Here is a 23,535-nt window from a genome sequence, read left to right on the forward strand (position 1 = left end):
CGTTGTGTTTTTATGGTTTGTAGTTGTATTTAAACTCTTTTACTGTTTTTAAAACATAATTGCCTGTACTGTCTTTTTCTCTTATTCTTACTTCCTTTAACCGGTTTGCAGTATCATATACATAAACCTCTCTTATTCCTGATGGTTGCGTAATACTTCGTACTCCAACTAGTGGATCATAAGTATATGTAGTAACCTGATAATTCGTTAAAGCAGAATTTTTTCTAAAATTATCTAAAGCGAGTAAAAATGATGTTTCATCATTGTTTACACCCGCTGCTGCGTCCGTATTGGAAGGATTTACAATAGAGTCAATTAATGATTGTGATATATCGGATAGTTTTGCACCCTCTATTTTAGCTATTGGCTGTGTCTGGTTATATCCCCAGATAATTGTCGTTGGAACACCTTCTTTTGTTGTGTATTGTTGAATGTTTCCCTTTGAGTCATATTTGTTATAAGTAATCTCTATGGATGGGGTATTATTCACTATATCAAATGAATTTACTGATAATGGTAATACTAAATTTCCTGTCACTGCATGAGGTAAAGCAGTTGGATATATAGTCTCTGTTTTATCTACTACTTTATTTACACTTCCTGTAGTCTGGGTAGTTGTGGTCTCTAAAGGTATACTAACCATATTTTTATCAATCATTAATTGATTCCCTTTTTCGTGAGCATACTGGTAAATGGTTTCCTCAATTGTTTGATCTGGGTAGGTTGTTTTTTGAGATGTCACCTGATGATGACTGTTACTATCTTGTACAGTATTTACATACGTAACTAGAATAGGAGATCCATTAACATATTCAGTCTTTATTTTCTGATAATTTCTGATCATTCCACCATAGAAAAAAGCGGTTCTGTATACATCACTAGAACCAGCAGGATTAGGATCAGTGGGATCACTAAGATATTTTCCCCATTTATACATTGGGACACTTTTTATAGCATGAGATAAGATATAGCTGGAAGGAGCTTGGGTGGGAGGTGTTGGGATCAACTCAGTCGATGGTGCATTTGTAGCCAATGTACCGTCATATGTTTTAAAAAACCTGTATGGAGAAAATTCTTCACCCCAAAAATTATATTTATTTTCCAATGTCTCAACTATTTTTCCAGAATAATCATAGCTTATAGTTTTTAGATTTAAACCTCTAGCCCAATCTGTATCATCAGGAAGATGGTATGGGAATCTGTAATATTCTCCCCCATCAGAATAATTGGAAAAGGTATATTTCTTAGTCCATAATACAGAATCATCGGCAGATAAAAAGGACTCCGTTACCTGAGAATAACCTACTTGTCCTGCATTATTAAAGCTCGACATTGGTTGTATCCTGTTTGATAACTGCCCTGCCACCAAAGGAACATTACCATATTTTTTTATGACACACATATAATCAGGAATACCCAGCAATTTTCCTGAAGTTGTTCCATCATCCAAAGTATAAGTAAACTTTCTTTTTGTAATTCTACCATTTTCGTTAACTTCAATTCTTGAAATTCTTCGTCCCCCACCAACAAAACTATTGATCGGAATATTGGGTTTTTGTTCTTTCCAACGCAGTACAATAGAAAATGGATTGGTTTCAAAATTCTCAGAGTCACTTAGCGTAAAACTTGGGTTCGATACTTCCAGGCGATAGCTTCCACTTTCAATAGGTGGATTGATAAGATCAACGTTATTTCCCTGGGTAATAACATATGTCGCTAATATAGCTCGTGTATCTTTATTATATCTATAAAGCCTTACCTTCGTTTTACAGTCTGCGGTCTCTACAGAAGTACATCCTGCTCCCAGCATTGCATTGAAAGAAAGCTTACTTCCATACATGGAAGGAATTTCAAATTCCTTTATATATTTACCAAGTGTTGAACTTCCATTGTTTAATACAAAAATATTTGAAGTCTTAGCAACTGCTGTTGATTTTTCATCATATACAATTCTAGAAGGATTAGATAGCATGAAAAGTGAAAAATAGTTTGGAACTAAAACTTGATTATCTTCATAGTAAAAATTCTCACTTCCTCCTGTAGGATAGATAATTTTAGTCAAAATGCCTGCTTCAGCAAAGTTTCCATAAACATCCCTGTTTGCCTCTACCACATCAGTAAAAATGTTCATTTTATTGGGTTTTCCGTTAAAATAGCCCCAGTAATCAATTGAATTAGAGTGTCGGTTGGGAAGTTCCCCTGGATTATATTCCAGCTTATAGGTAGAAATTATACTTTCATCCCTGCCAACTTCATTGATTTGATTTAAAAATAGCCGTTTATCGGATTTCGTATCCTTACTAAGCACTACAGGATGAATATTGTTATTATCTCCGTTTCCTAAACGGTAGTTTTGAACAAGAGATACCTTTTTTATCTGCGTTCCTATTTTATCCTTTAATATAATATTATTAAGAGCTTTGCCCCCTTTTAAGTCTTCACGCTCTGACTGGTTAAATATAAATTCAACTGTTCCATTAGGAAAAGAAATAGTCTGAAGGATTTGTTGGGTTGTCGTTGTCGTACTTAATGAAATAGAACCCATATTATCACCCTTGTTAAGGTCAGATTTTGAATAAGTAACCACCTGTTCAGAAGCATAATTAAATACATAGGTATCTTTTTGAGTTTTAACTTCTTTTAAATGCCAAGCCGTTTTATACCCATTTTCCTCATTTTTAGGAGTATCTGTGATTATTCCTGAACTCACAGAAGTTACTACATCATACGCAGAATTAGTTCCTGTAGAATCTTTTCCAAAATAATATTTATTTCCTGATTCGTCTGTGATTATAATTCTATTAATTCTAAAATTTCCTGCACTCGCATCTTCATAATCTATGTCTATTTTCCAATCATCAAAACTTTGAACAACTGCTTTTTTAGTTACATTGTCAATAACGAATTTTGCAGACCTTCCTAAAAAATTGATGAAAAATAAATCAGGATCTTCATCAACAGGCGTATCCGAGTCTCCATTACTTGCATTTTCATTATTTAATTGTTGGCGTACGGTTATTAGTTTCAAAAGTAGAATTATATGAATAAGTCAGATAACCTCTTGTATATTCATCCGGACGCTGTCTTACCTGTCTGGTTATTAAGCCTCCCGCACTTAAACTCCAACCAGCCCCAACAGATGAAGCTACTTCACCAACACGAATTCCTTTGGTATCATATTGTATGGATACATTCAAAGGAATATCTCCAGTATCAACACTAATTAAAGGAATACCTATATTGGCTGAACCTCTATAATAAGAAACCGGACTTTCTACAAATTTTGCAATTGATGTCGCATTTGGAGATGGTGGAAGTATTTTGGGAACATACTGGGCATCAAGTTTATTGATTAAAAATAACAATGTCCCTAAAAGTATAATTTTTCTTTTCATCCTTAGTTTATTTCTTAATCAATTTAGCATTAGCCGTTTTATTCGTATCCGTCTTGATCACCACCAGGTAAGCACCTTGTATCAATGGCTGTGTATTAATCTTAGTAACCTTATTCTTCGTTTTTAGATTCTGAAGCTGTCTTCCGCCCATATCATACAAAGTAATATCCGCTTCCCTGAAATCAAAGCCTATTTCTACATAAGCATAATCTGATACCGGATTCGGATAGATCTTGATATCCTGTTTTTCGATCAACTGATCCAGTTGCTTGTCTCCCAGCTTCACGATCTTCCAGTTCTCCTTCCCTAGTTCCTCTGCACTGGTTCCTGCTAAAATGATGGAACCATCCCTGTTCAGCTTAATATCCGATAATCTCTCCTCTCTCTTTCTGGATTCTCCCTTCACATGCTTTCTCCATTGTTCATTTCCATTACTATCCAAATACAGCATCCAGAATGTTTCATCATCTGTTTCTATTCTTCCTTCTGCCTGAGTATATCCTCCCAACAATATTCCTTTGGTAACCTCTTGATTCCTGGCTCTTGATTCCTGGCTCTGTATCACACTCATACCCATCAAAACATCCCTGTTTTTGAAGTTGTAGGATTTCTGCCACTGTTCATCTCCTCTTTCATTTAAAGAAACCAGCCATAAATCTGTTCCTTCTTCTATTCCTACTGTTTTGTTTCCGGATCTTTCACTTCTGGATTCCCCTCCGATGATATAACCGTTTGACGTTAAAGCCAGTGTTCTTAGATGGTCATCTCCTTTTCCTCCCAGGTTCTTTTCCCATTCTACCTTTCCTTCTTTGTTTAGTTTTACGATCCAGTAATCTCCTTCACCAAAGTTCTCAGTGGTTTTTGCATAACGGGATACGGAATCTGAGGTTCCTGTGGCTGAATTTTGATTCCCGGAATCGGAAACACGAAACTCGGAGCTTCTTGAATAGATTCCCAGAAGTGCTCCTCCGTCTCTTGTGGGGATCATCTTTTCCACTTCGTCTAATCCCCTTCCTCCTAAAATAAGTTGTGAGAGTTCTTTTCCGTTTTTATCGAGTCTGATAACCAGGATATCTTTTGAACCATAACCTTTGGATGCATTCTGAACATTTCCTGCTACAACAAATCCTAAATCTGTGGTTTGGATAACTGCCCTGGCTTCTTCATCAGCACTTGTTCCCAAAGTCTTCTGCCACAATTCATCACCAAATTCATTAATCCTGATGAGCCAGATATCTGATCCTCCTTTGGAGTCATCTTTTTTATCTATTCCCTTTCCGGAATATGAGGTTCCTGAAATTAAAAATCCTCCTTCCTGGGTAGATACGGTAGAAGACAAATAATCATGATTATTTCCTGAGAAATATTTTTCCCAAACCTGGTCTCCCTGTTGGTTGAGTTTTACCAAATGAAAGTCGTAACCATTATTTTGCTGGGTATTGCTTCCTGCATCTTTCTTCTGGTTTCCAGCCTGTATGACACTTCCTGTTATCAGATACTGCTGATCGATTGTTGTGGTTACCTGGCTCAGGAAATCCTGGGTAGAAGATTTGATATCTTTTTGCCAAACCACTTCCTGGGCCGATAACCCGGAAATAATGCACGTAGAAAGTACACTGAAGTAGAGTTTTTTCATCCTTTATGGTATATATTTTTTAGTTGAATTCCGCTTGATATAAAAGCGTGCAAATTTAACGCTTTTTATGACTTGTTAATTTCACTTTAAAAAGATTTAATATGAATTACATCATGTTTGATTATTCATTTACAAAATGTTACGATTACTATACTGCAAAGGTATTGCTGTATAACGACAGAAATTGACGCATTAAATTTTGAAGTGTAAATAATCAAGAAAATACTCAAATGATATTTTGAGAAGTTTAGCATAGTCTTCTTATCCTGAATTTGTACCCGCCATTTTCTTTTCTCTCCTTCTTTCAAGGATAAGGTGTGCCGCATCCAGCATTTTAACCGTATGGATATACGGCATCACGATATTCCTTTCCGGCAGATTTTCATAGACGCCCATTGAGAAATAGACGATTCCGGACATAAAATAATCAAATTCTTTGGGGGTGTATTCTCTGAATGCTGTTTTGAAAACCAGCAGCGGATTTCGGTATTCCTTCTCTGAAAGCAGACCAAGAACCCACGGGGAAATCTTTTCCGGCCTCGTATCAACCGTCCATTTCCTGTCCTTCAGCATGATGAGATAGCCAGCCCGGATCAGTGACCTCATCGAATGGTAAAACTCAAAGATCACCGCCGGATCTTCATGGATCCAGCTATTCCTCTTTACCGCATAATTCATCAAGTTGTTGAGCCTTTCTTTGGAAACATCCAGCTCATTGAACTGAAAGAAAGTTTCCATCAACTGTAATCCAGAAGGCTTCTTGTAAACCTGAAACTGGCGATCGAAATCTGTTTTTATCTTTTTCATTGTTTGTATTTTTTTATAAATGTAATGAAAAATTATAAATATTCGGATTTCAGTCCGAGATTTTTATAAGAATATGTAATTTATTTGTTTCCATGACAGAAGCAAATAGAAAAATTGTTGAATTTATAAGGGATGAATGGGTTATCCCTATGAACAATAACAGCAAATTTGCAGTAGATCATAACATTGACGAAAAGACAGTTCGAAGAATAAAAGATGATAAAGATTATCAAATTGCTCTTCTCACGATAATGCGAATATGCCACGCTAGAAATTTAACTCTTGCCAGCTTTTTTAAGATGGTTGGAATATAGATTACGAAAACAATATAATTGATAAATCCTGACGAAAGTTGGGATTTATGTTTCTACGGAAAACCATAAGAAAAAGAATATATTGTTTTGTATATTTGGCAGTTATCAGAAATTATATGACAACGACTTATGATAAATTTTTAGCAGCTTTAAGAGAATTTTCGAAAAGTGGAAAAATCCAAATTCTACATAGAGGACTGAAAAGAGAGGATGCTTTTAAAAAATTCAATTTAGATACTAAACATAATACACTTGAACAATTTGGTGAAAGATTATTCTTTTTTGGTGAAAAATCTAGAAACTTTCAAATTGGAAATAAGAATTTAAAAGTTAAAATAAATGACACATCTACAGAAGTATTTAAAAAAATTTTCGAAATTTATTTGACACTTGCTACGGAATATATACCTGCCGATTTCTATAATTTAAACAAGGATAAATTTGCTTTTTTTGATGTAGTAAATCAAAATAGTTTTTTAAAAAATATTAATGAATTAAGTGAAACTTGCAAAGTTTACCTTAGAAATTATTACTTTTTAATACTACATCAACTAGATTATAATGATTTTAAAGAGATTTCGTTGTTACTTTCTTCCTCTCCAGATGAATTACAAGCAGCAAACCATTCAATAGGAAAAAATGGAATAAAAATTAACTTTTGGCAAAGGAATAAAATAAAACCTAATTGTGATTTTAAAAATTTACCAATTTTTATAGGAACACCGCATCCTGAAGAAAACGAAGAATCAATTTTTGGTGCTATATTTCCACACTACATATATTCATTTGAATGTGAAGGTAAAATATTTATTAATCCAAATATTCCAGATTTAGATGATTATGATGTAATTTTTTATGCAGGCTTTGATATAGACCAATCAGATTTTAAAGAAAAACTAAAAAAAATGACATCATATCAATCGTATTTAGAAAATAACAATGGTACTCTTGAAGAAATATAGCCTAACTAATTGTGAGAAAAATTATGATTAATATATATAAAAACACTAAGCATCTTCATTTTCAGATAAAATAATTAGAAAACAGCACTATTGTTTGTATATTTGGTTACTTTCATAATTTATCATAACAGAGTTCTACAATGAAAATTTTCTTTTCTTGGCAATCAAACCTAAATTTAAAAAACAACAAAAATTTTATTGAAGAATGTATCAAAACTGCTATTAAAGAACTTAATTCTGAAAATCAACATTTGGTAGATTTTTACTTAGACAAAGATACAACAGGAGAACCTGGGAATCCTGAAATTATCAATATAATCTTAAACAAGATTGATAACTCAAAGCTTTTTATTTGTGACTTATCCATTATTAACAAAGATTCACAAAATAGAAAAATGCCTAATCCAAATGTCATTTTTGAATTAGGTTATGCTATCAAATCTTTAGGTTGGGAAAAAATAATTTGCATTTCAAATCAAGAATTTGGTTCATCAGAAGATATGCCTTTTGATATTAAACATAGGAGAAATCTTGTTTATAACCTTTCTACAAAAGATAAAAAAAACGAGAGAAGAAAGATTATCAATGCAATAAAATACAATATAAATATCTTAAAAGAACGAGGGTTATTACATGATGAATTAGATGATTATTTTAAACGCGATATTGATACAGAATTCATTACGATCTGCAATCATTTAAGAAAAATAGTTTTCGAAATTAAAAATGAAAATCTATTAATTGATGTTAGTAATTTATTGAATTTATCAGCAAATGAAATAAACAATAAAATCAATAATAAGAAAATTATTGGATTTCATTTGTTCAAACATTTTGAAGTAAATGGACAAACTGTGAAAAAACTTATAGATAGTATTATTTCTATTTCAAATTTTAAAAAAGAAAAAATCGTAACATTAATTAAATTTAAAAATTGGTTAGATTGGTATAATAAATTTAATAATGAACGCTTATATAATGATCTATTCATAAAACTAGAAAAAGTTGATAATTATAAAATAGTAACATCCAACAATAAGGATTTACCAGATAGAATAATACTTGGCAAATTATTACCTGAAAATAAAATGATTGTTGATGATTTTGGAGACATAGGAACAACACACAAAATTGAAAACTCTATTTATTATCATAAAATTAATCCAGCTCATTTGAATAATTATGTAAAGCTTCTATATAATTTTATTGAAATAACAAATGAATGGTTAGATAAAACTGGTAGTGAATTTATACTTGATACTTACAATCATTTTGAATTCAAATAAATTTAAAGAAAACTGTTTTCCAAAGAAGATATACGCTTTCTGCTCTCCGAAGTCTCCTGACTTCGGAGCAATTTTAAAGGCAATGATATTATTTACCAGCCCAAAGTCAGAAGATTTTGCACGACAGAAGTAAAGCATTCACAATCCCAATTCAACTCCCCTTTATTATCTCCAAAATTTTTGATGCTGCCATTGTTCCCATGCTATATGCATCATTAATAATACATTCATAAGAATCATCCAGGTACTTGGGAAGAATACCTTCCGTAATAGCAATTACTTTTATTGCAGAGGTTTGTGATTTATTTTTAACTAATGAACTATGCAATCCTGCAAGCGTTTCGTCACTCATGGCAAAATAACCATCAAAATGTTCATACTCCAGAATGGTACTGAGCTTGTCTTTTACCTCATCAGCAGATTTACAGTAAATTACTTTGCACTGTATGTCCGGGCGGTTTTTGAGTTTTTCAAGAAAGAAATCTCTTCTGGTTTGGGTTATTTCCAGGTTTTCATCCCCAAAAACGGCCAATATGCTTTTACATTGGCTTTCTATCAGTTTTTCGGCAGCCATTCCGGCATTCCGTCCATTATCGAAAATAATTTCATCGAAATGATTTTGCGAGATCGTTTTATCAAAAATAACAACAGGAAGCTCGATGTCTCTGGCTCTCTGCAGGTGGGATAGATCTTTCGTATATCGCGTAAGAGAAATCAGGATTCCATCTACCCGGGAGTTGATGCAGGTTATAATATTTTCCTTTTCCCTCATCAAAGACTCTTCCGAGGAGAGCAAAAAGAAATGATACCCCTCTCTGTGCAGCACAGAAGATATTCCTTTAATAATAGAAGGAATAAAGAACATTGACATTTCAGGAATGATAAGCCCGATCACTTTCGATGATTTCTTCCGGAAGTTGATGGCGAAATCATTAGGGATATAATTAAAAGTCTCTGCGGCCTCTTTTACTTTAAGCTTTACGGCATTGCTGATATCAGGATGATCCTTCAGTGCCCGGGATACTGTAGATACACTGATGTTCAGCATTTCGGCAATGTCTTTTATTGTGACTCTTTTCATTATAAGTTAATTGAGACCATTTTTGGGTTAATTCAGGACTGTTTTCGGAGCAAATCTAAGTTAAAAAAACGTTAATTTTAACCATAAAAATGTTATTAAAAAGTTAAAATTAAAATAAGTTATCCACCGCAAACGATTGCGCAAACGTTTGAATTTAATTATCATTTAACATACGGGATAAAGCTCATTTTACATAGGGTAAAAAAAATACTTTTGGATCATAACAAAAAAACTCCGAAACGATATGGAATCAAAAATTTTTACCAGACTGCTTATTTTGGGTACGATGAATACAGCTGCATTCATGTTTTCCCAAAGTACAGAAAATGATACGATTGTAAAAAGTAAGGCCATTGATGAAGTGGTGATCACAGGAAATTCCAATCCTAAAGCTTCCATTAAAACCAGTACTTCTATATCCACATTAAAAATGAAAGACATAGAAAATGCTGCCCCAAGAACGACTGCGGAAATTTTCCGTACTATTCCTGGGATCCGTTCGGAATCATCAGGTGGAGAAGGAAATTCCAATATTACGGTAAGAGGAGTTCCGGTTTCGGCAGGAGGTTCAAGATACCTTCTGATCCAGGAAGACGGTTTACCGGTGATGCAGTTTGGAGACATTGCTTTCGGAACGCAGGACCAGTTTACCCGATTTGATTCTTTTGTTTCCAGGGTGGAAGCTTTACGAGGAGGATCTGCCTCTGTTTTTGCCAGCAATTCTCCGGCAGGGATCATCAATTTTATTACAAAAACAGGAGAAAAAGAAGGTGGAAGCATTACGCAGCAGATTGGTCTTAATTATAAAAACTACAGAACAGATTTCGATTACGGAACATCCATAGCGGAAAATACCTATATCGCAGTAGGAGGATTTTACAGGATATCGGACGGACCGAGAAAAACCGGATTTAATTCCAATAACGGCGGACAGTTCAGACTTTCTTTACTGAAAAAGTTTGATAAAGGAAGCTTCAGAATATATGCAAAGCTCCTGGATGACAGAACAGCCGCTTATATGCCGATGCCGGTAGGCGTTACAGGAACCGACGGAGATCCTAAATGGTCTTCTCTGCCGAATTACAATATTCTCACAGGTGCTTTACAAACCATCAATCTTCAGCACGACAGAACATTAGGAAATGACGGAAATATTTTTAACAGTGATGTTTCGGATGGAATGCATTCTCTTTCAAAGGTGATCGGGGCAGAGTTTAATTATGACCTTGGAGAAGGCTGGAAGCTGGAAGAAAAAATTCGTTATGCGGCCAACAGCGGACAGTTTATTGCCCCTTTTCCTGCCAGTGTAAGCAAAGGCAGTGATTTCTTTACTGCTGCTAATTTCACCAATTTCGGAAGTGCTGTGTATGCAGGGACGAATACTCCGGTAGATATGAATGCCAATTATATGAAGCTGGCCCTTTTTAATGTAAAGCTGAACAACTTCAATAACTTCGTGAATGACTTGAATATCAACAAGAAATGGGACAGATTAAAATTGAATGCAGGCTTATATAAATCGACACAAAACATCAATATGTCCTGGATGTGGAACAATTACATTCAGGAAGTCAATGACAGCAATGCCCGATTGGTTGATGTAAAAGATACGTCCGGAGCATTGATCACAGACCATGGTTTACTGAATTACGGAATGAAAGACTGGGGAAACCTGAAAAGGGATTACAATACCAAATATGATATCACCGCACCCCATGCCCAGATTGAAATCAATGCAACAGATCAGCTGACGATAGATGCCGGAGCAAGATACGATATCGGAAAAGTAACGGGAACTTTTTCAGGCGCCACCGTTACCTATACAAGCCTTGATATGAATGGAAACGGCGTCATTGATGCTCCTGAGCAAATGGTGGGGTCCAATGATAACATCCATGTTCCGGTCAACTACAGATACGGGATTTTCGGATATTCGGTAGGGGCCAATTATGCGCTCAACAATAAAAATGCTGTATTTGCCAGGGTAAGCCAGGGTGGAAGCGCTTCTGCAGACAGAATCCTGTTTTCAGGATATAATTATACTAATAATGACGATCCTGCCCTGGATGCTGTAAAAGTAAATAAAGTTAACCAGATAGAAGCGGGATACAAACTGAGAGGAGCGGGATATTTCCTGAATACCACACTTTTCTACGCCGGAACGAAAGAAGCCAATTACGAAGCAACCACCCAGAGGAAAACAGAAAATAAATACCAGTCCCTGGGAGTAGAGCTGGATGGATATTACAGAATTACAAAGAGTTTTGAAGTAAAAGCAGGGCTTACTTATACCCACGCTGAGATCAAAAATGCACTTGACCCTTCTATTATTGGGAACACGCCGAGAAGAACCCCAAAGCTGATGTATTCCGTAAACCCGAATTTCAATATGGGTAAAGTGAATGTCGGGTTTTATCTGATCGGAACCACAAAAGCATACACCCAGGATTCCAATAAGCTGGTGATGCCGGGATATGCTATTGTAAATCCTTACATTTCTTATCAGATCATGAAAAACCTTTCAGTAAATGTGAATGCCAATAATATCTTTAACGCCATTGCAGTTACGGAGGCCGAAGAAGGATCCATCGCAGGCGGAAATGGAATCGTAAGAGCCAGAACACTTCCGGGAAGCAGCTACAGCGCAAGTGTGAAATTTGATTTTTAATAGTTGTTATGGACGGACTCTTTTTTTTAATCCGCTCTGTATTTAAAAAAAATAAAAAATATGTTTAAACAGGAAGCCATAGAGATCATCAGAAAAGCCATTACAAAAGAGGGTATTCTGGCCTCAGCACAGCAAAAAGATAATTATGCAAGAGTATGGTCAAGGGATTCGATGATGACAGGATATGCCGGAATTTTAATCCATGATGAGCAGATCATTTCCGGGCTTAAAAGATCTATTCTCACCTTAGCCGAACATCAGGCAGAAAACGGGCAGATCCCTTCCAATGTGGTGAATGGCAAAGCGAGTTACGGAACACATGTAGGAAGAACGGATGCTACGGCATGGTGGATTGTTACGACCTGTGAATACCTTAAAACAACATCAGATGATGCGCTTAAAAGCAGCCTGAAAGAGAAGATATATCAGGCGCTTTCATGCCTTAAGACCTGGGAATACAATCAAAGAGGTTTGGTCTACAGCCCCCTTGGAGGAAACTGGGCAGATGAATATGTGACATCAGGATATACGCTGTATGATAATGTTCTGAGATACTGGGCATTGAAAAACACCTCAGAAGTTTATAATGATCCCGAATTAAAAACAGTATCGGAAAACACAAAAAATCTCATTCAGCAGAATTTTTATAAAAATGATTCCAATGTAACCAGGTATCATGAAACAGCCTACGCAAAAGCTTCAGCAAAACCCTACTTCTGGGCCTCCCTGAATGCAAACGGATATGATGAAAGGTTTGATCTGGCCGGGAATGCACTGGCTCTACTTTTAGATTTTGAAATGGATATGCAGGCTTTTTCAGAATTCCTAAAGGGTATCCGTGATGAGTTTAAGCACTGGATGCTTCCTGTCTTTTACCCGGTTATTTTTCCGGGAGATGACGATTGGCGTTTACTGGAAAACAACTACAGTTACAGCTTTAAAAACCAACCCTACCATTTTCACAACGGAGGATCTTGGCCTATATTTTTAGGATGGCTGTGCCTGGGGCTTAAGAAAAAGGGAATCAGGGAAATTCCTGAAAAAATTATGACGGAATACGAAACATTAATGCATGAAAAGGGTGAGCATTTCAGAGAATATTATTCAACAGACAAGCTCTTGCCACTGGGAACCGGGCAGCTTTGTTTTTCTGCATCCGGATATCTTTTCATGTCCCTGTAAAGCATTGTTTCAAATAACCAAGATAGGTTCAAAAAATTAAAAAAATGATTGGAGATATTATCGAACTGAAAGAAAAACATCTGGCCACCGCCAGAGAGATCACAGAAATACTGAAAAAACGTTTCACTTTACATAAAGACCAGAAAATAGCGATAGGAATTGCAGGAGAAAGCGGAAGCGGAAAGTCCGTAACAGCTTTTGCCGTTCAGAAGATCCTGGAACAGGAAAACCTGAAGAGCATCGTTCTGCAAATGGATGATTACTTTAAACTCCCCCCGAAAACAAATCACGAAAACCGTCTGAAATCTCTGGACAACGTAGGCATACATGAAGTTGATCTCAATACACTTTCTCAAAATATAAGGGACTTTAAAAATGGAGATCCGGAAATAGAAAAACCTTTGGTGAACTACGGTGAGAACACTATAAGCAATGAAATAGTGGATACATCAGAATATAGTATTATTATTGCAGAAGGCACTTACGTCCTTGAAATTGAAGATTTTGATTTTAAAATTTTCATAGACAGGGATTATAAGGATACTTACAGAAACCGGATGAACCGTAACCGGGATGAACAAAGTGATTTTATAGAAAAAGTATTGGAAATAGAACATCAGATTATCAGAAATTTTAAAAATAAAGCAGATCTTATTCTGGGGAAAAACTATGAACTTTTAAATACCGGTTTATGAAAGCAAAAAGAATCATTCCCCATCTGAGCTTCTGGCAGATCTGGAACATGAATGTTGGATTTTTTGGTATTCAGTACAGTTTCGGACTTCAGCAGACGGCCGTAAATCCTATTTATTCTTTTTTGGGTGCCCATGCTGAGCAGCTTCCTATCCTGAATCTGGCCGGGCCTATCACAGGGTTATTGATACAGCCTCTGATAGGAGCCATCAGCGATAAGACCTGGAGTCCTAGGTGGGGACGAAGAAAGCCATTCTTTTTGCTCGGTGCTCTATTTTGTAGCATTGCTCTATTTTTATTCCCTTTCAGTTCTACCATCTGGATGGCAGCAGGTTTGTTATGGATCCTGGATGCGGCGAATAATACAGCTATGGAGCCTTACCGTGCTTTTATTGGTGATAAGCTCCCTGAAGACCAGCAGACATTCGGCTTTCAGATGCAGAGCCTGTTTGTAGGGGCGGGTATTACCCTGGCAAATCTTTCACTGTTTGTTTTTCAGAAATATCTCGCAGGAAATTCCACGAACGGCGGTATTCCTGTCTGGGTTTACTATTCGTTTTTCTTAGGTTCCTTCTGCTCCATTGCATCGGTAGCCTGGTCTGTGTATAAAACGCCGGAGATTCCGCCCACCGAAGATGAGCTTAAGGACATAAAAAAAGCCAAAGAAAGCAGCACGTTTTTTACTCCTTTTATAGAAATAATCATTGCCATCAGAGAAATGCCAAAAGTTCTCTGGCAACTGGCCCTGGTGTACCTTTTCCAGTGGTATGCCCTTTTTGTATACTGGCAGTTTATCACGCCCATGCTGAAATGGTCACTGTACGGAGTTTCCGAAGCTGATGAAATGAAAGCCCATCATCTTCTGGAAAGCACTAAAAGCGGAATACCCATTGCAGCATCCGACCTGACTTGGGCAAAAAACATATTGCATCAGGTAGAAGTAGCGGTGGGACAAACGGGACTTATGAATGGCTCTTATAATATTGTGACCATGATTTCCGCATTGCTCCTGGTACCTTTTGCTAAAAAATTCAGCTCAAAAAACACCTATATTTTCTGCTTATTCCTTACAGGATTGGGAATAATGACGCTACCTTTTATCAGGAATGAATATGCTATTCTTATCCCAATGGTGGCTCTTGGAATTGGATGGGCTTCCATGATGGGCTTGCCCTACTCCATCGTTTCCCCTTCTATCCCTCACCGGAAAAGGGGAATCTACATGGGCGTTATCAATATGATGATCGTTATTCCTATGCTGATTCAGACCCTGTCTTTCGGGACTATTTTTAATTTCTTTCTGAATAGTAATCCTTCTTCAGCCATTATGGTCTCCGGAATATTATTTCTGACTGCCGGCGCATGTGTCTTTTTTATTAAACCTGATATTCCTAAAAGCGAATAATACCGGATGATAAGAATTATTCTTTAATAAAACTTCAATAAAAAAATCCCAGCTTTCGTTGGGATTTTTTTAAGCCAAATAGCTACAATTCTCCGATATTGCAGCATTTATATTATTTTTTTCGCAAGCTCTACTCTACGGTTTTGTGCCTTACCTTCTTCAGAACTATTATCCTCTATAGCATTTAATACTGCTATAAGAAGTTCTTTTCCCATATCCAACAAGCTAACTGCTCAAACATAGAGTTTATGTTTTGCTTGTTATTTCCAGGCTGCCGACATTCAATATTGCAACAAAGTTTCATTTTATAAAATTTTATCCTTACTTTTACCGCTTCTTATGCAAAAAACATTGAAAATCTTTTTTACCTTTTCTCTGTTACTGATCTTTCTTTCGAACGTCAGTGGAATAAGCATATGTCTTGAACATGCGAAACATGTAACGACCAAAATCGACAACAAAAAAGATTCTAAAGAGGAAAAAGCCCCAACAGTTTCCCAGGACGACTGCCAATGTGCACTCCATTTGCAGATGAATACAAGTCTTCTTCCGGAAATTCAGAATCTAAATTTTGCCATAAACGATTCAAATGATAACGAAATACCTCAGCCAAAGGCCGTATCATACCGTTGTCTCCTTGATTTTTTCTCTTCCAGGGCTCCTCCCGTTCTCTCCTGATTTCTAGTTTTTCAAACTAAACTCTTTTAGCTACAGATTTGTTATCTGCAGTAACTGTCTTTTTGGGATATTTTATTTTAAAAGTAGAATAAGATATTCTTTACTCACCAGGTATTTAACTATACCCATTTTACTCTCTATTTATGTCACTTAATGCTTATAATCCTGGAATCATACATTTTATTCCCACTAAAACTTTTCATTTAGCAGGCTTAGGTTGTATCATATTCTCAGGTGTGATCCATGCTCAGAAAATTAAAAAAGATTCAATTCCCGTCACTATTCAGACGGTAGAAATTACAGGGCGAAAATCCAAAGATTATATTTCCGATTATTCATTTGCAGCCACTAAGATTGCGATGAAAAACAAAGATCTTCCGCTCACGCTCAATACGGTTACCAAAGAACTTATTAACGACAGGCAGGCGTTCAGGCTGGGAGATGTACTGAAAAATGTTGCCGGCGTTTCCAATGTAAGTTTTTATAATCAGTACAGCATCCGGGGAATCAGCCAGAATGAAGAAGGCCAGATCATTAATGGAATGCGCACCAGGCAATATTATTTTCTTCAGCCGATGACCTCACACATCGAGCGTGTGGAGGTTTTTAAAGGTCCGGCAAGTATTACCATGTCCAGCGTAGACCCAGGAGGAACGATCAACATGGTAACTAAAAAACCTTTGGCAAATTCCCGTTACGAAGTAAGTTTATCTGGAGGAAGCTTTGATACCTATCGCCTTTCCGCAGATGTAACCGGACCTTTGAATACCAGTAAAACGCTTTTATACCGTTTCAACGGTGCCCATCAGCATGCCAGATCATTTCGTGATCATGTTAAAAATAACGGAATTTTAATAGCTCCCTCGATCTCCTTTATCCCTAATGATAGAACTTCGGTGAATGTAGAAATGATTTACAACGAAATGAACGGAAACCTCGACAGAGGACAGCCTATCTTTGGAGCAGTTGCCGGAAAAACCGATCTCAACAGTACTCCTGTCAGTTTAAATCTGGGGGCTCCAGGTGACTATTTTAAAACAAAAGATCTTACTCTGATGGGAAGCCTAGCCCATCATTTCAATAAAAACATCAGTTTTAATGCTTCTTATATGAAACAGTTCTGGAACGAAGACATCCATGAAACGAGGACTACAAATTCTTTTGTGCCGGATATCAGCAATAAACAGATTTCCAGCCTGGTGATGATGCAGTATATGGAAAGAATTCAGCATTGGTCGGTGGATAATATTAATGCCTATTTTAATTTTACTTACAGAACAGGATCCCTTGAACATCAGACGTTAGTAGGATATGACAGTCATATCTGGGAGAAAAAAAGCGGCGGAAAACAAGATGCTGCAAGAGGTTTCATGATGAAGGATGGAACAGTAAGCTCATCTTATAATCCGGCTAATGCTGCTTTATATCAGACATCGGTTTATAATGGCATTATATTTCCCACCCCCAATGTGAGCCCATTCGACCTGACGCCCGGAGCGGCAAACCATCAGGGGAATAACTATACTGTTTTGAATATCATCAACCCGTTACCAACGGCTTTAACAACTACTCATGCAGCATATGTACAACATTTACTGACGTGGAAAAAGTTTAAACTTCTGGCGGGACTCAGACAGGAATGGTTTCAGGACATTACCCAATATAAGCAAGCGGAAGAAAGTTCTTTCAGAAATCAGAAGATGCTTTACCGGGTCGGCCTGACGTACAGCATCACAGAAAATACAAACATATACGCAACATATCTTACAGGGTATCAGCCACAATCCAATACGGTCACCCTGATGCCGCAAACAGTAAATTTTACAGGTGCAATTTCCGCCTCATTGTACAAACCCCTGCTTTCCGATCTGAAAGAATTCGGGGTCAAAACCAAGCTTTTTGGAAAAATTAATGCCACATTTTCCATCTATGAAATCAATCAGAAAAATATCCTGATGAACGCCAATAATCCTGCGGAGCCCGATCAACTGATCCAGCGTGGCGCAGACAGAAGCCGTGGTTTTGAGGCTGAGTTTACGGGGCATATTCTTCCGCAATGGCACATTTACGCTGGTTACAGCTATATCGACGCAAGGGTTCTGGATGATTCTAATCCTGCTTTAATTGGTTTAGCTAAAGAAAATACATCAAAAAATTCCGTCAATATCTGGACGAGGTATAATTTCACCAACATTCAGCTTTTAAAAGACTTCGGAATGGGTGCGGGAATGCTCTATCAAAGTAAAAAAATTCCCTGGTTCACCAGAAGTTTCGAACTTCCCGCTTATGCTACCGTGGATGTGGCAATTTATTATTCCGTACCGCAAACTAAGCTTCAGCTGGCTTTGAATGTGAACAATATGACCAATACAAGGTATTGGATAGGCGCTCAAAATTACCTGAGACTGTTCCCCGGTGCCCCAAGAAATTATCTATTTACAGCAACTTATAAATTTTAAACCATGGCTTTTTCAAACCTGAAACTCATTGTAAGAAAAACCCGGCAGGATTTATTTAAAAGTAAACAAAACCTGCTCATTGCCATTACTGTTCTCCTGTTCTGCTTTATAAGCATTGGAATAGGTTTTACAAAATACGGTGAAACTTATTCAAAGATAAAGGAATACCGTAAAGAAACCCGTGAAAACTGGGAGCACAGGCCTGACAAGCATCCGCACAGGATGGCCCACTATGGTTATCTCGTTTTCAGAATCGGGCATCCGTTAAGTATTTTTGATAACGGATTGGACGATTACCTTGGAAATGTTATTTTCCTTGAAGCCCATAAACAAAATACCGCTAACCTTTCGGAAGCCGGAAGTTCAGGGACTCTCGTACGTTTCGGAGCGTTCAGTGCAGCATTCATTCTGCAGGCAATTGTTCCTTTGATTATTTTATTTCTCGGCTTTAGCCTGATTGTCCGTGAAAGAGAAGAGGCCACACTGAAAATCCTTACCGTTCAGGGAGCCTCATCGCGAGCTATTGTATGGGGAAAAATCCTTGGTCTCTGGCAGTTTTCTTTATTGTTTCTGATTCCTGTGATTGCCATCGTTTTAGTGGCCGGACTTATGGTTGAATCAAGTCATTTTACTGATATTTTATCAAGAATACTGGTCCTTTTTCCGGCGTATATGATCTATTATTTTTTCTTCAGTACATTGACGGTTTTAATTTCTGCAAAAAGCAAAGCTTCATCATCCGCTTTAATCAGTTTAATTGGCTCGTGGATAATCCTGTCGATTTTTTTACCTAAAGGAATTCAGTTTGCAGCGCAGAATCTCTATCCTACTCCATCAAGAATTGCCTTTGAAACCCAGGTAGAAGAAGATGTTATGAAAGTAGGCGACAGCCACAACCCCAACGATCCGCATTTTAAACACATTAAAGATTCGCTTCTGGCAAAATACAATGTGAAAACAACGGATGAACTTCCGGTTAATTACGGTGGAATTGTGATGAAAGAAGGAGAGAGAATCAGTGCAAAACTCTATGTTGATCATTTGAAAAGACTTCAGGATCAATACGATCAACAGCAAAAACTGAATGAAATTTTCGGTTTCATCAATCCTGTGATGGCGATTAAAAATCTTTCAATGACCGCTTCTGGAACAGATTATTTTGCGTACCGGCAATTTCAGAATCAGGCAGAGGAATACCGCTACACACTCGCCCAGCGAATGAATGATTTACAGATTGAACACATCCGTAACACTCCACCCAAAAAAGGTGAAAAACAAGCAATGGTAAGCAAAAAAAACTGGCAGGAATTTCCTGATTTTCAGTATAAGTTTACGTCAGTTAAAGAAAGCCTGGGTAACCAGATTCTTCCTCTGGTTGCTATTCTTTTCTGGCTCCTTGCCTGTGTTCTGATGATTGAATTAAGTGCAAAAAATTTAAAATTAATCTAATGAATCATTATTTATTTAAACAGTTTTACCGCAACAAAGCCTACATTATTTCTTTGTTGATTCTTCTTTTTGCCGGTTTATGCTCTTTGTACACCGGTAAAAAATTTCTGGACAGGAATGAAGAAATTATGGCTAAAAGTGCAACCTATCAAAAAAACAGCATCGCTAAAAATGTGGAATTACACAGCGATAACATCGGTCTTTTACTCTATTATGTGAAATTTAATCTCGTGAATGAAATACCCAGACTGGCTGCTTTAAGTATCGGTATGAGAGATTTGAATCCTTCCATTCAGGGCGTTACGATACGAAACCTGGAAGAACAGAAAAACAATTCCGATTTTTTCAACCCTGCGAATGCGGCGGTTGGAAATTTCGATTTCTCTTTTGTGATGATATTTCTTTTTCCACTCGTGATTATTGCTTTGTGCTACAATATCATTTCCGAAGATCAGGAAAAAGGAATCTGGAAATTACTTTCGGTACAAAGTCAAAATGTAAGAAAGCTGATTGATGCTAAGTTGCTGTTCCGTTTCCTGGCCGTAAGCTCGGTTTATGTTTTATTGTTAATTGCTGCCCTTTTTTACATTAAAATTCCTGTAGACCTGGCCTTCACTATTTTTGCTTTGTCCGGTTTTCTATATTTGGCTTTCTGGTTTGCCTTATGTCGATGGATTATTGGTTATCAGAAGTCCTCTTCGTGGAATGCTTTAACCCTGGTGATTTTCTGGCTGAGCATGAATTTTGTAATTCCGATGACTGCAAATATGATGATACAGAAATTGATTCCTGTAAAAGAAGGATTGCAGGCACAAATAGAACAACGGGAAGGTTATCACAATAAGTGGGATGAACCGAAAATTCCTACAATGCAGAAATTCTATAAAATCTATCCTCAGTTCAGCCAATACGAGATTGCGGAAAACAGCGACTTTTCTTATGCCTGGTATTACGCAATGCAGCACATGGCGGATGTGGAATCGGCAGCTTCTTCAAAGAAATATCATGAAAAAATGCATAGCAGAAACAATGCAGCCATTTACTTAGGGTATATTTTACCGAATATTCAAACACAATGGATTCAGAGCAATGTTGCCGGAACAGGAATGGAAAATCAGCTAAATTATGCAGAAAGCCTGAAAAATTTCCACGAGAAACAAAGGCTGTATTTCTATCCTTATATTTTTGAAAATATAAACGGAAAAATGATCGACTGGAAAAAACAGACTGTAAAAATCTTTACGGATTCTGAGAAAATTAATCTTTTCAGCTTACTTCTTCCCTATTTCATTGTAATTTTTTTATTGCTAATCCTTTCACAAAACAAATTCAGAAAGCTATGTTAAAAACCATCAAACTTCACAAAAAATACAACGATTTTACCGCTTTAAAATCTCTTGATCTTGAAATTCAGGAAGGGGAAATCTTTGCCCTTCTCGGACAGAACGGAGCCGGTAAAAGTACAACTATCAATATTCTTTTAGGCCTGATTAAAGCTACTTCCGGTGATGCATTCATTAACAATATTTCAGTAAAAGATCATCCCGAAAAAATTAAAAAACACATGGCATACATTCCTGAAACTGTATTACTTTATCCGAATCTTACCGGAATTGAAAATCTTGATTTCTTTTCAAAAATTGCGGGATTTAATTATAATAAAGAAGAACTTTCTGGTCTTTTACAACAAACCGGTTTACAGGAAACTGCTCATAATAAACCTTTGGGAGGTTATTCAAAAGGAATGCGGCAGAAAGTCGGAATTGCTATCGCTCTCGCTAAAGATGCCAAAGTTCTGCTCCTCGATGAGCCGACCAGCGGACTCGACCCGATTGCCACCGCTGAATTTACAGAAATTGTAAGAATGCTAGGCCTAGAAGGACGAACTGTTTTAATGGCCACCCATGATATTTTCAACGCGGTAAGTGTCGCTACGAATATCGGAATTATGAAACAGGGAGAACTGGTGCAAAATATTCCATCCAAAGCGTTTTCAGCTGAAGAACTGAAGGAACTGTATTTGAAAACAATCTAATTATTTTGAATTTTAACTAAAATACATTATTGAATATGTATTGTAACTTCTCTGTATTATCTTTTTTTACAAGAATCTTATGAATGCTTTGATCTCATAGTAGTAATAAGATGGAGAGACAGGAGCTCCTATCAACTTTACGGCCCTTATTTAATGGAAATAATTACAATGAATTACTTAAAAAAGTTTAATATATTTGTTAAAGATACAATTCGTCTTTATATTGATTAAGAATTTCACCTCAATGAGAATATATTTTGGCTATTTAGTTCTTCTGATATTATTTCCGTTACAAATACATGCGCAGCAAAATCTGTCAGCCGACGAATTATTTGCAAAAGCAAGAACTGCTGCATTCGAAAATAAGGATTATACCAACTCTATTGTATTGGCTAAACAAGCCCTGGAAAAAGCCCCCGATTATACCGATATTTCAATTTTTTTAGGAAGAGTTTATACATGGAATAAGGATCTGGAGTCTGCAAGAACAGTTTTTGAAGCACTTGGAAAAAAAAATATACAGGATGAAGATTATTTTATTGCCTACGCATCCTTAGAATATTGGAATGACCAGTATAGTAAAGCCAAAGAGATCCTCGACAAAGGGTTGTCTTTTCATCCGCAATCTGAAGCGCTTTTACTTTTAAAAGCAAAAGTAAATTATGCAGACAAAGATTATATTGAATCCGAAAAGGCCATTAAATCCATTCTAGCCATCGATCCGAAAAACACGGAAGCCAACAGCCTTGCCGTAAAAGTGAAAGAGTTTACTTCTAAAAACGCTATAAGCATTCTTTATAACTATTCCCATTTTGATAAGCAGTTTGATGATGACTGGCATGTTGTAGGGATCAGCTATAAAAGGGCTACCCCTATTGGAGCCGTGATTATCAGAGGGAATTATGCCAACAAATTTGCTCAAGACGGTACCCAGATTGAGCTGGAAGCTTATCCACGGTTATCAAAAACATTTTACTTGTATTTGGGAGGTGCCTATTCCAATGATGTCGGGCTTTTCCCGAAATACCGCACAGGGGTATCCCTTTATGCTAATCTTCCTAAGAGTTTCGAAGGAGAAATCGGATACAGGCAGCTTTATTTCAGCAACAGCATCTGGATGTACACAGCATCTATCGGAAAATATTACAAGAATTTCTGGTTTAATATAAGAACCTACATTACGCCGGATAACAAAAATATCTCGCATTCCTATACCGGAACAGTACGCTATTATACGAAAAGTGCTCAGGATTATATTGGCTTTCAGATCGGCACGGGAATAAGCCCTGAAGAAAACCGAAATAACCTTCTTGAAAATGAAACTTTTAAACTTAAAACTTTTAAAGTAGGTGCTGAATATAATTTTACAGTACAATCTAATATATTCTCTGTGGGAACCATGTATTACAACCAGGAATACCTTCCGAATACAAAAGGAAACCAGTTTGATATTACTCTAGGCTACACAAGAAAATTTTAAACTGT

General features: G+C 36.7%; 18 protein-coding genes. 13 read left to right on the forward strand and 5 right to left on the reverse strand.

All coding sequences use genetic code 11. The annotated features are described in order from the left end of the window. Window positions 1-10: 10 nt before the first annotated feature. From ACNFU2_RS06995 to ACNFU2_RS07010, 4 genes are all read right to left on the reverse strand, one after another. Complete coding sequence (locus tag ACNFU2_RS06995) at window positions 11-3,028, reverse strand: hypothetical protein (RefSeq protein ID WP_418124396.1); 3,018 nt, start codon at window positions 3,026-3,028, stop codon at window positions 11-13. Next, entirely contained in the window at window positions 2,994-3,395 is a 402-nt protein-coding gene (locus tag ACNFU2_RS07000; protein WP_418124398.1) for a hypothetical protein, read from the reverse strand. Before ACNFU2_RS07000 ends, ACNFU2_RS06995 begins: the two co-directional genes overlap by 35 nt. 7 nt (window positions 3,396-3,402) lie before the next feature. Next, window positions 3,403-5,031: a T9SS type A sorting domain-containing protein gene (locus tag ACNFU2_RS07005; RefSeq protein WP_418124400.1), complete on the reverse strand. Its 1,629-nt coding sequence runs from the start codon at window positions 5,029-5,031 to the stop codon at window positions 3,403-3,405. A gap of 261 nt (window positions 5,032-5,292) precedes the next feature. Further along, complete coding sequence (locus tag ACNFU2_RS07010) at window positions 5,293-5,838, reverse strand: hypothetical protein (RefSeq protein WP_418124402.1); 546 nt, start codon at window positions 5,836-5,838, stop codon at window positions 5,293-5,295. A gap of 92 nt (window positions 5,839-5,930) precedes the next feature. Between ACNFU2_RS07010 and ACNFU2_RS07015 the strand changes: the two genes are divergently transcribed. From ACNFU2_RS07015 to ACNFU2_RS07025, 3 genes are all read left to right on the forward strand, one after another. Next, window positions 5,931-6,152 (forward strand): hypothetical protein, encoded by a 222-nt coding sequence (locus tag ACNFU2_RS07015; RefSeq protein WP_142724390.1) that lies wholly within the window; start codon window positions 5,931-5,933, stop codon window positions 6,150-6,152. A 116-nt stretch (window positions 6,153-6,268) separates the two neighbouring features. Then, on the forward strand, window positions 6,269-7,114 hold the full coding sequence (locus ACNFU2_RS07020) for a hypothetical protein (protein ID WP_418124405.1): 846 nt from the start codon (window positions 6,269-6,271) through the stop codon (window positions 7,112-7,114). A 140-nt stretch (window positions 7,115-7,254) separates the two neighbouring features. Continuing rightward, on the forward strand, window positions 7,255-8,400 hold the full coding sequence (locus ACNFU2_RS07025; protein ID WP_418124406.1) for a hypothetical protein: 1,146 nt from the start codon (window positions 7,255-7,257) through the stop codon (window positions 8,398-8,400). 151 nt (window positions 8,401-8,551) lie between these two features. On the opposite strand, the gene ACNFU2_RS07030 is transcribed toward ACNFU2_RS07025, so the two are convergent. After that, window positions 8,552-9,481, reverse strand: coding sequence for a LacI family DNA-binding transcriptional regulator (locus ACNFU2_RS07030; protein ID WP_418124408.1), 930 nt, complete (start codon window positions 9,479-9,481; stop codon window positions 8,552-8,554). Window positions 9,482-9,725: 244 nt separating this feature from the next. Here ACNFU2_RS07030 and ACNFU2_RS07035 point away from each other — a divergent pair, with 244 nt between their 5' ends. The 10 genes from ACNFU2_RS07035 to ACNFU2_RS07080 all read left to right on the forward strand — a co-directional run bounded on the left by ACNFU2_RS07035 (window position 9,726) and on the right by ACNFU2_RS07080 (window position 23,530). Then, on the forward strand, window positions 9,726-12,149 hold the full coding sequence (locus ACNFU2_RS07035) for a TonB-dependent receptor (RefSeq protein ID WP_418124410.1): 2,424 nt from the start codon (window positions 9,726-9,728) through the stop codon (window positions 12,147-12,149). Window positions 12,150-12,209: 60 nt separating this feature from the next. Next, window positions 12,210-13,331, forward strand: coding sequence for a glycoside hydrolase 100 family protein (locus ACNFU2_RS07040; protein WP_418124412.1), 1,122 nt, complete (start codon window positions 12,210-12,212; stop codon window positions 13,329-13,331). Between the two features lie 44 nt (window positions 13,332-13,375). After that, window positions 13,376-14,026: a uridine kinase family protein gene (locus ACNFU2_RS07045; protein WP_418124414.1), complete on the forward strand. Its 651-nt coding sequence runs from the start codon at window positions 13,376-13,378 to the stop codon at window positions 14,024-14,026. Next, a complete protein-coding gene (locus tag ACNFU2_RS07050) occupies window positions 14,023-15,429 on the forward strand; it encodes an MFS transporter (RefSeq protein ID WP_345987725.1) in 1,407 nt (468 codons plus the stop codon). Before ACNFU2_RS07045 ends, ACNFU2_RS07050 begins: the two co-directional genes overlap by 4 nt. Before the next feature lie 351 nt (window positions 15,430-15,780). Then, window positions 15,781-16,107: a hypothetical protein gene (locus tag ACNFU2_RS07055; protein WP_306612850.1), complete on the forward strand. Its 327-nt coding sequence runs from the start codon at window positions 15,781-15,783 to the stop codon at window positions 16,105-16,107. A 143-nt stretch (window positions 16,108-16,250) separates the two neighbouring features. After that, complete coding sequence (locus tag ACNFU2_RS07060) at window positions 16,251-18,566, forward strand: TonB-dependent siderophore receptor (protein ID WP_418124417.1); 2,316 nt, start codon at window positions 16,251-16,253, stop codon at window positions 18,564-18,566. 3 nt (window positions 18,567-18,569) lie between these two features. Next, the gene (locus ACNFU2_RS07065) at window positions 18,570-20,015 is read left to right on the forward strand and encodes an ABC transporter permease (protein WP_418124419.1); all 1,446 of its coding nucleotides are present in this window, start codon (window positions 18,570-18,572) and stop codon (window positions 20,013-20,015) included. After that, window positions 20,015-21,361 (forward strand): DUF3526 domain-containing protein, encoded by a 1,347-nt coding sequence (locus tag ACNFU2_RS07070; RefSeq protein WP_418124421.1) that lies wholly within the window; start codon window positions 20,015-20,017, stop codon window positions 21,359-21,361. Before ACNFU2_RS07065 ends, ACNFU2_RS07070 begins: the two co-directional genes overlap by 1 nt. Continuing rightward, entirely contained in the window at window positions 21,355-22,050 is a 696-nt protein-coding gene (locus ACNFU2_RS07075; protein ID WP_418124423.1) for an ABC transporter ATP-binding protein, read from the forward strand. The genes ACNFU2_RS07070 and ACNFU2_RS07075 overlap by 7 nt, the downstream gene beginning before the upstream one ends. A gap of 244 nt (window positions 22,051-22,294) precedes the next feature. Beyond that, window positions 22,295-23,530: a YaiO family outer membrane beta-barrel protein gene (locus tag ACNFU2_RS07080; protein WP_418124425.1), complete on the forward strand. Its 1,236-nt coding sequence runs from the start codon at window positions 22,295-22,297 to the stop codon at window positions 23,528-23,530. Window positions 23,531-23,535: the final 5 nt, after the last annotated feature.

The organism is Chryseobacterium sp. PTM-20240506 (genome assembly GCF_048296755.1).
Lineage (GTDB): Bacteria > Bacteroidota > Bacteroidia > Flavobacteriales > Weeksellaceae > Chryseobacterium > Chryseobacterium proteolyticum.

What these genes read in the sequence shown, in the direction of transcription:
- ACNFU2_RS07000 (WP_418124398.1), bottom strand. Translation starts at nt 3,395, where the DNA reads ATGAAAAGAAAAATTATACTTTTAGGGACATTGTTATTTTTAATCAAT.
- ACNFU2_RS07005 (WP_418124400.1), bottom strand. Translation starts at nt 5,031, where the DNA reads ATGAAAAAACTCTACTTCAGTGTACTTTCTACGTGCATTATTTCCGGG.
- ACNFU2_RS07010 (WP_418124402.1), bottom strand. Translation starts at nt 5,838, where the DNA reads ATGAAAAAGATAAAAACAGATTTCGATCGCCAGTTTCAGGTTTACAAG.
- ACNFU2_RS07015 (WP_142724390.1), top strand. Translation starts at nt 5,931, where the DNA reads ATGACAGAAGCAAATAGAAAAATTGTTGAATTTATAAGGGATGAATGG.
- ACNFU2_RS07020 (WP_418124405.1), top strand. Translation starts at nt 6,269, where the DNA reads ATGACAACGACTTATGATAAATTTTTAGCAGCTTTAAGAGAATTTTCG.
- ACNFU2_RS07025 (WP_418124406.1), top strand. Translation starts at nt 7,255, where the DNA reads ATGAAAATTTTCTTTTCTTGGCAATCAAACCTAAATTTAAAAAACAAC.
- ACNFU2_RS07030 (WP_418124408.1), bottom strand. Translation starts at nt 9,481, where the DNA reads ATGAAAAGAGTCACAATAAAAGACATTGCCGAAATGCTGAACATCAGT.
- ACNFU2_RS07035 (WP_418124410.1), top strand. Translation starts at nt 9,726, where the DNA reads ATGGAATCAAAAATTTTTACCAGACTGCTTATTTTGGGTACGATGAAT.
- ACNFU2_RS07040 (WP_418124412.1), top strand. Translation starts at nt 12,210, where the DNA reads ATGTTTAAACAGGAAGCCATAGAGATCATCAGAAAAGCCATTACAAAA.
- ACNFU2_RS07045 (WP_418124414.1), top strand. Translation starts at nt 13,376, where the DNA reads ATGATTGGAGATATTATCGAACTGAAAGAAAAACATCTGGCCACCGCC.
- ACNFU2_RS07050 (WP_345987725.1), top strand. Translation starts at nt 14,023, where the DNA reads ATGAAAGCAAAAAGAATCATTCCCCATCTGAGCTTCTGGCAGATCTGG.
- ACNFU2_RS07060 (WP_418124417.1), top strand. Translation starts at nt 16,251, where the DNA reads ATGTCACTTAATGCTTATAATCCTGGAATCATACATTTTATTCCCACT.
- ACNFU2_RS07065 (WP_418124419.1), top strand. Translation starts at nt 18,570, where the DNA reads ATGGCTTTTTCAAACCTGAAACTCATTGTAAGAAAAACCCGGCAGGAT.
- ACNFU2_RS07070 (WP_418124421.1), top strand. Translation starts at nt 20,015, where the DNA reads ATGAATCATTATTTATTTAAACAGTTTTACCGCAACAAAGCCTACATT.
- ACNFU2_RS07075 (WP_418124423.1), top strand. Translation starts at nt 21,355, where the DNA reads ATGTTAAAAACCATCAAACTTCACAAAAAATACAACGATTTTACCGCT.
- ACNFU2_RS07080 (WP_418124425.1), top strand. Translation starts at nt 22,295, where the DNA reads ATGAGAATATATTTTGGCTATTTAGTTCTTCTGATATTATTTCCGTTA.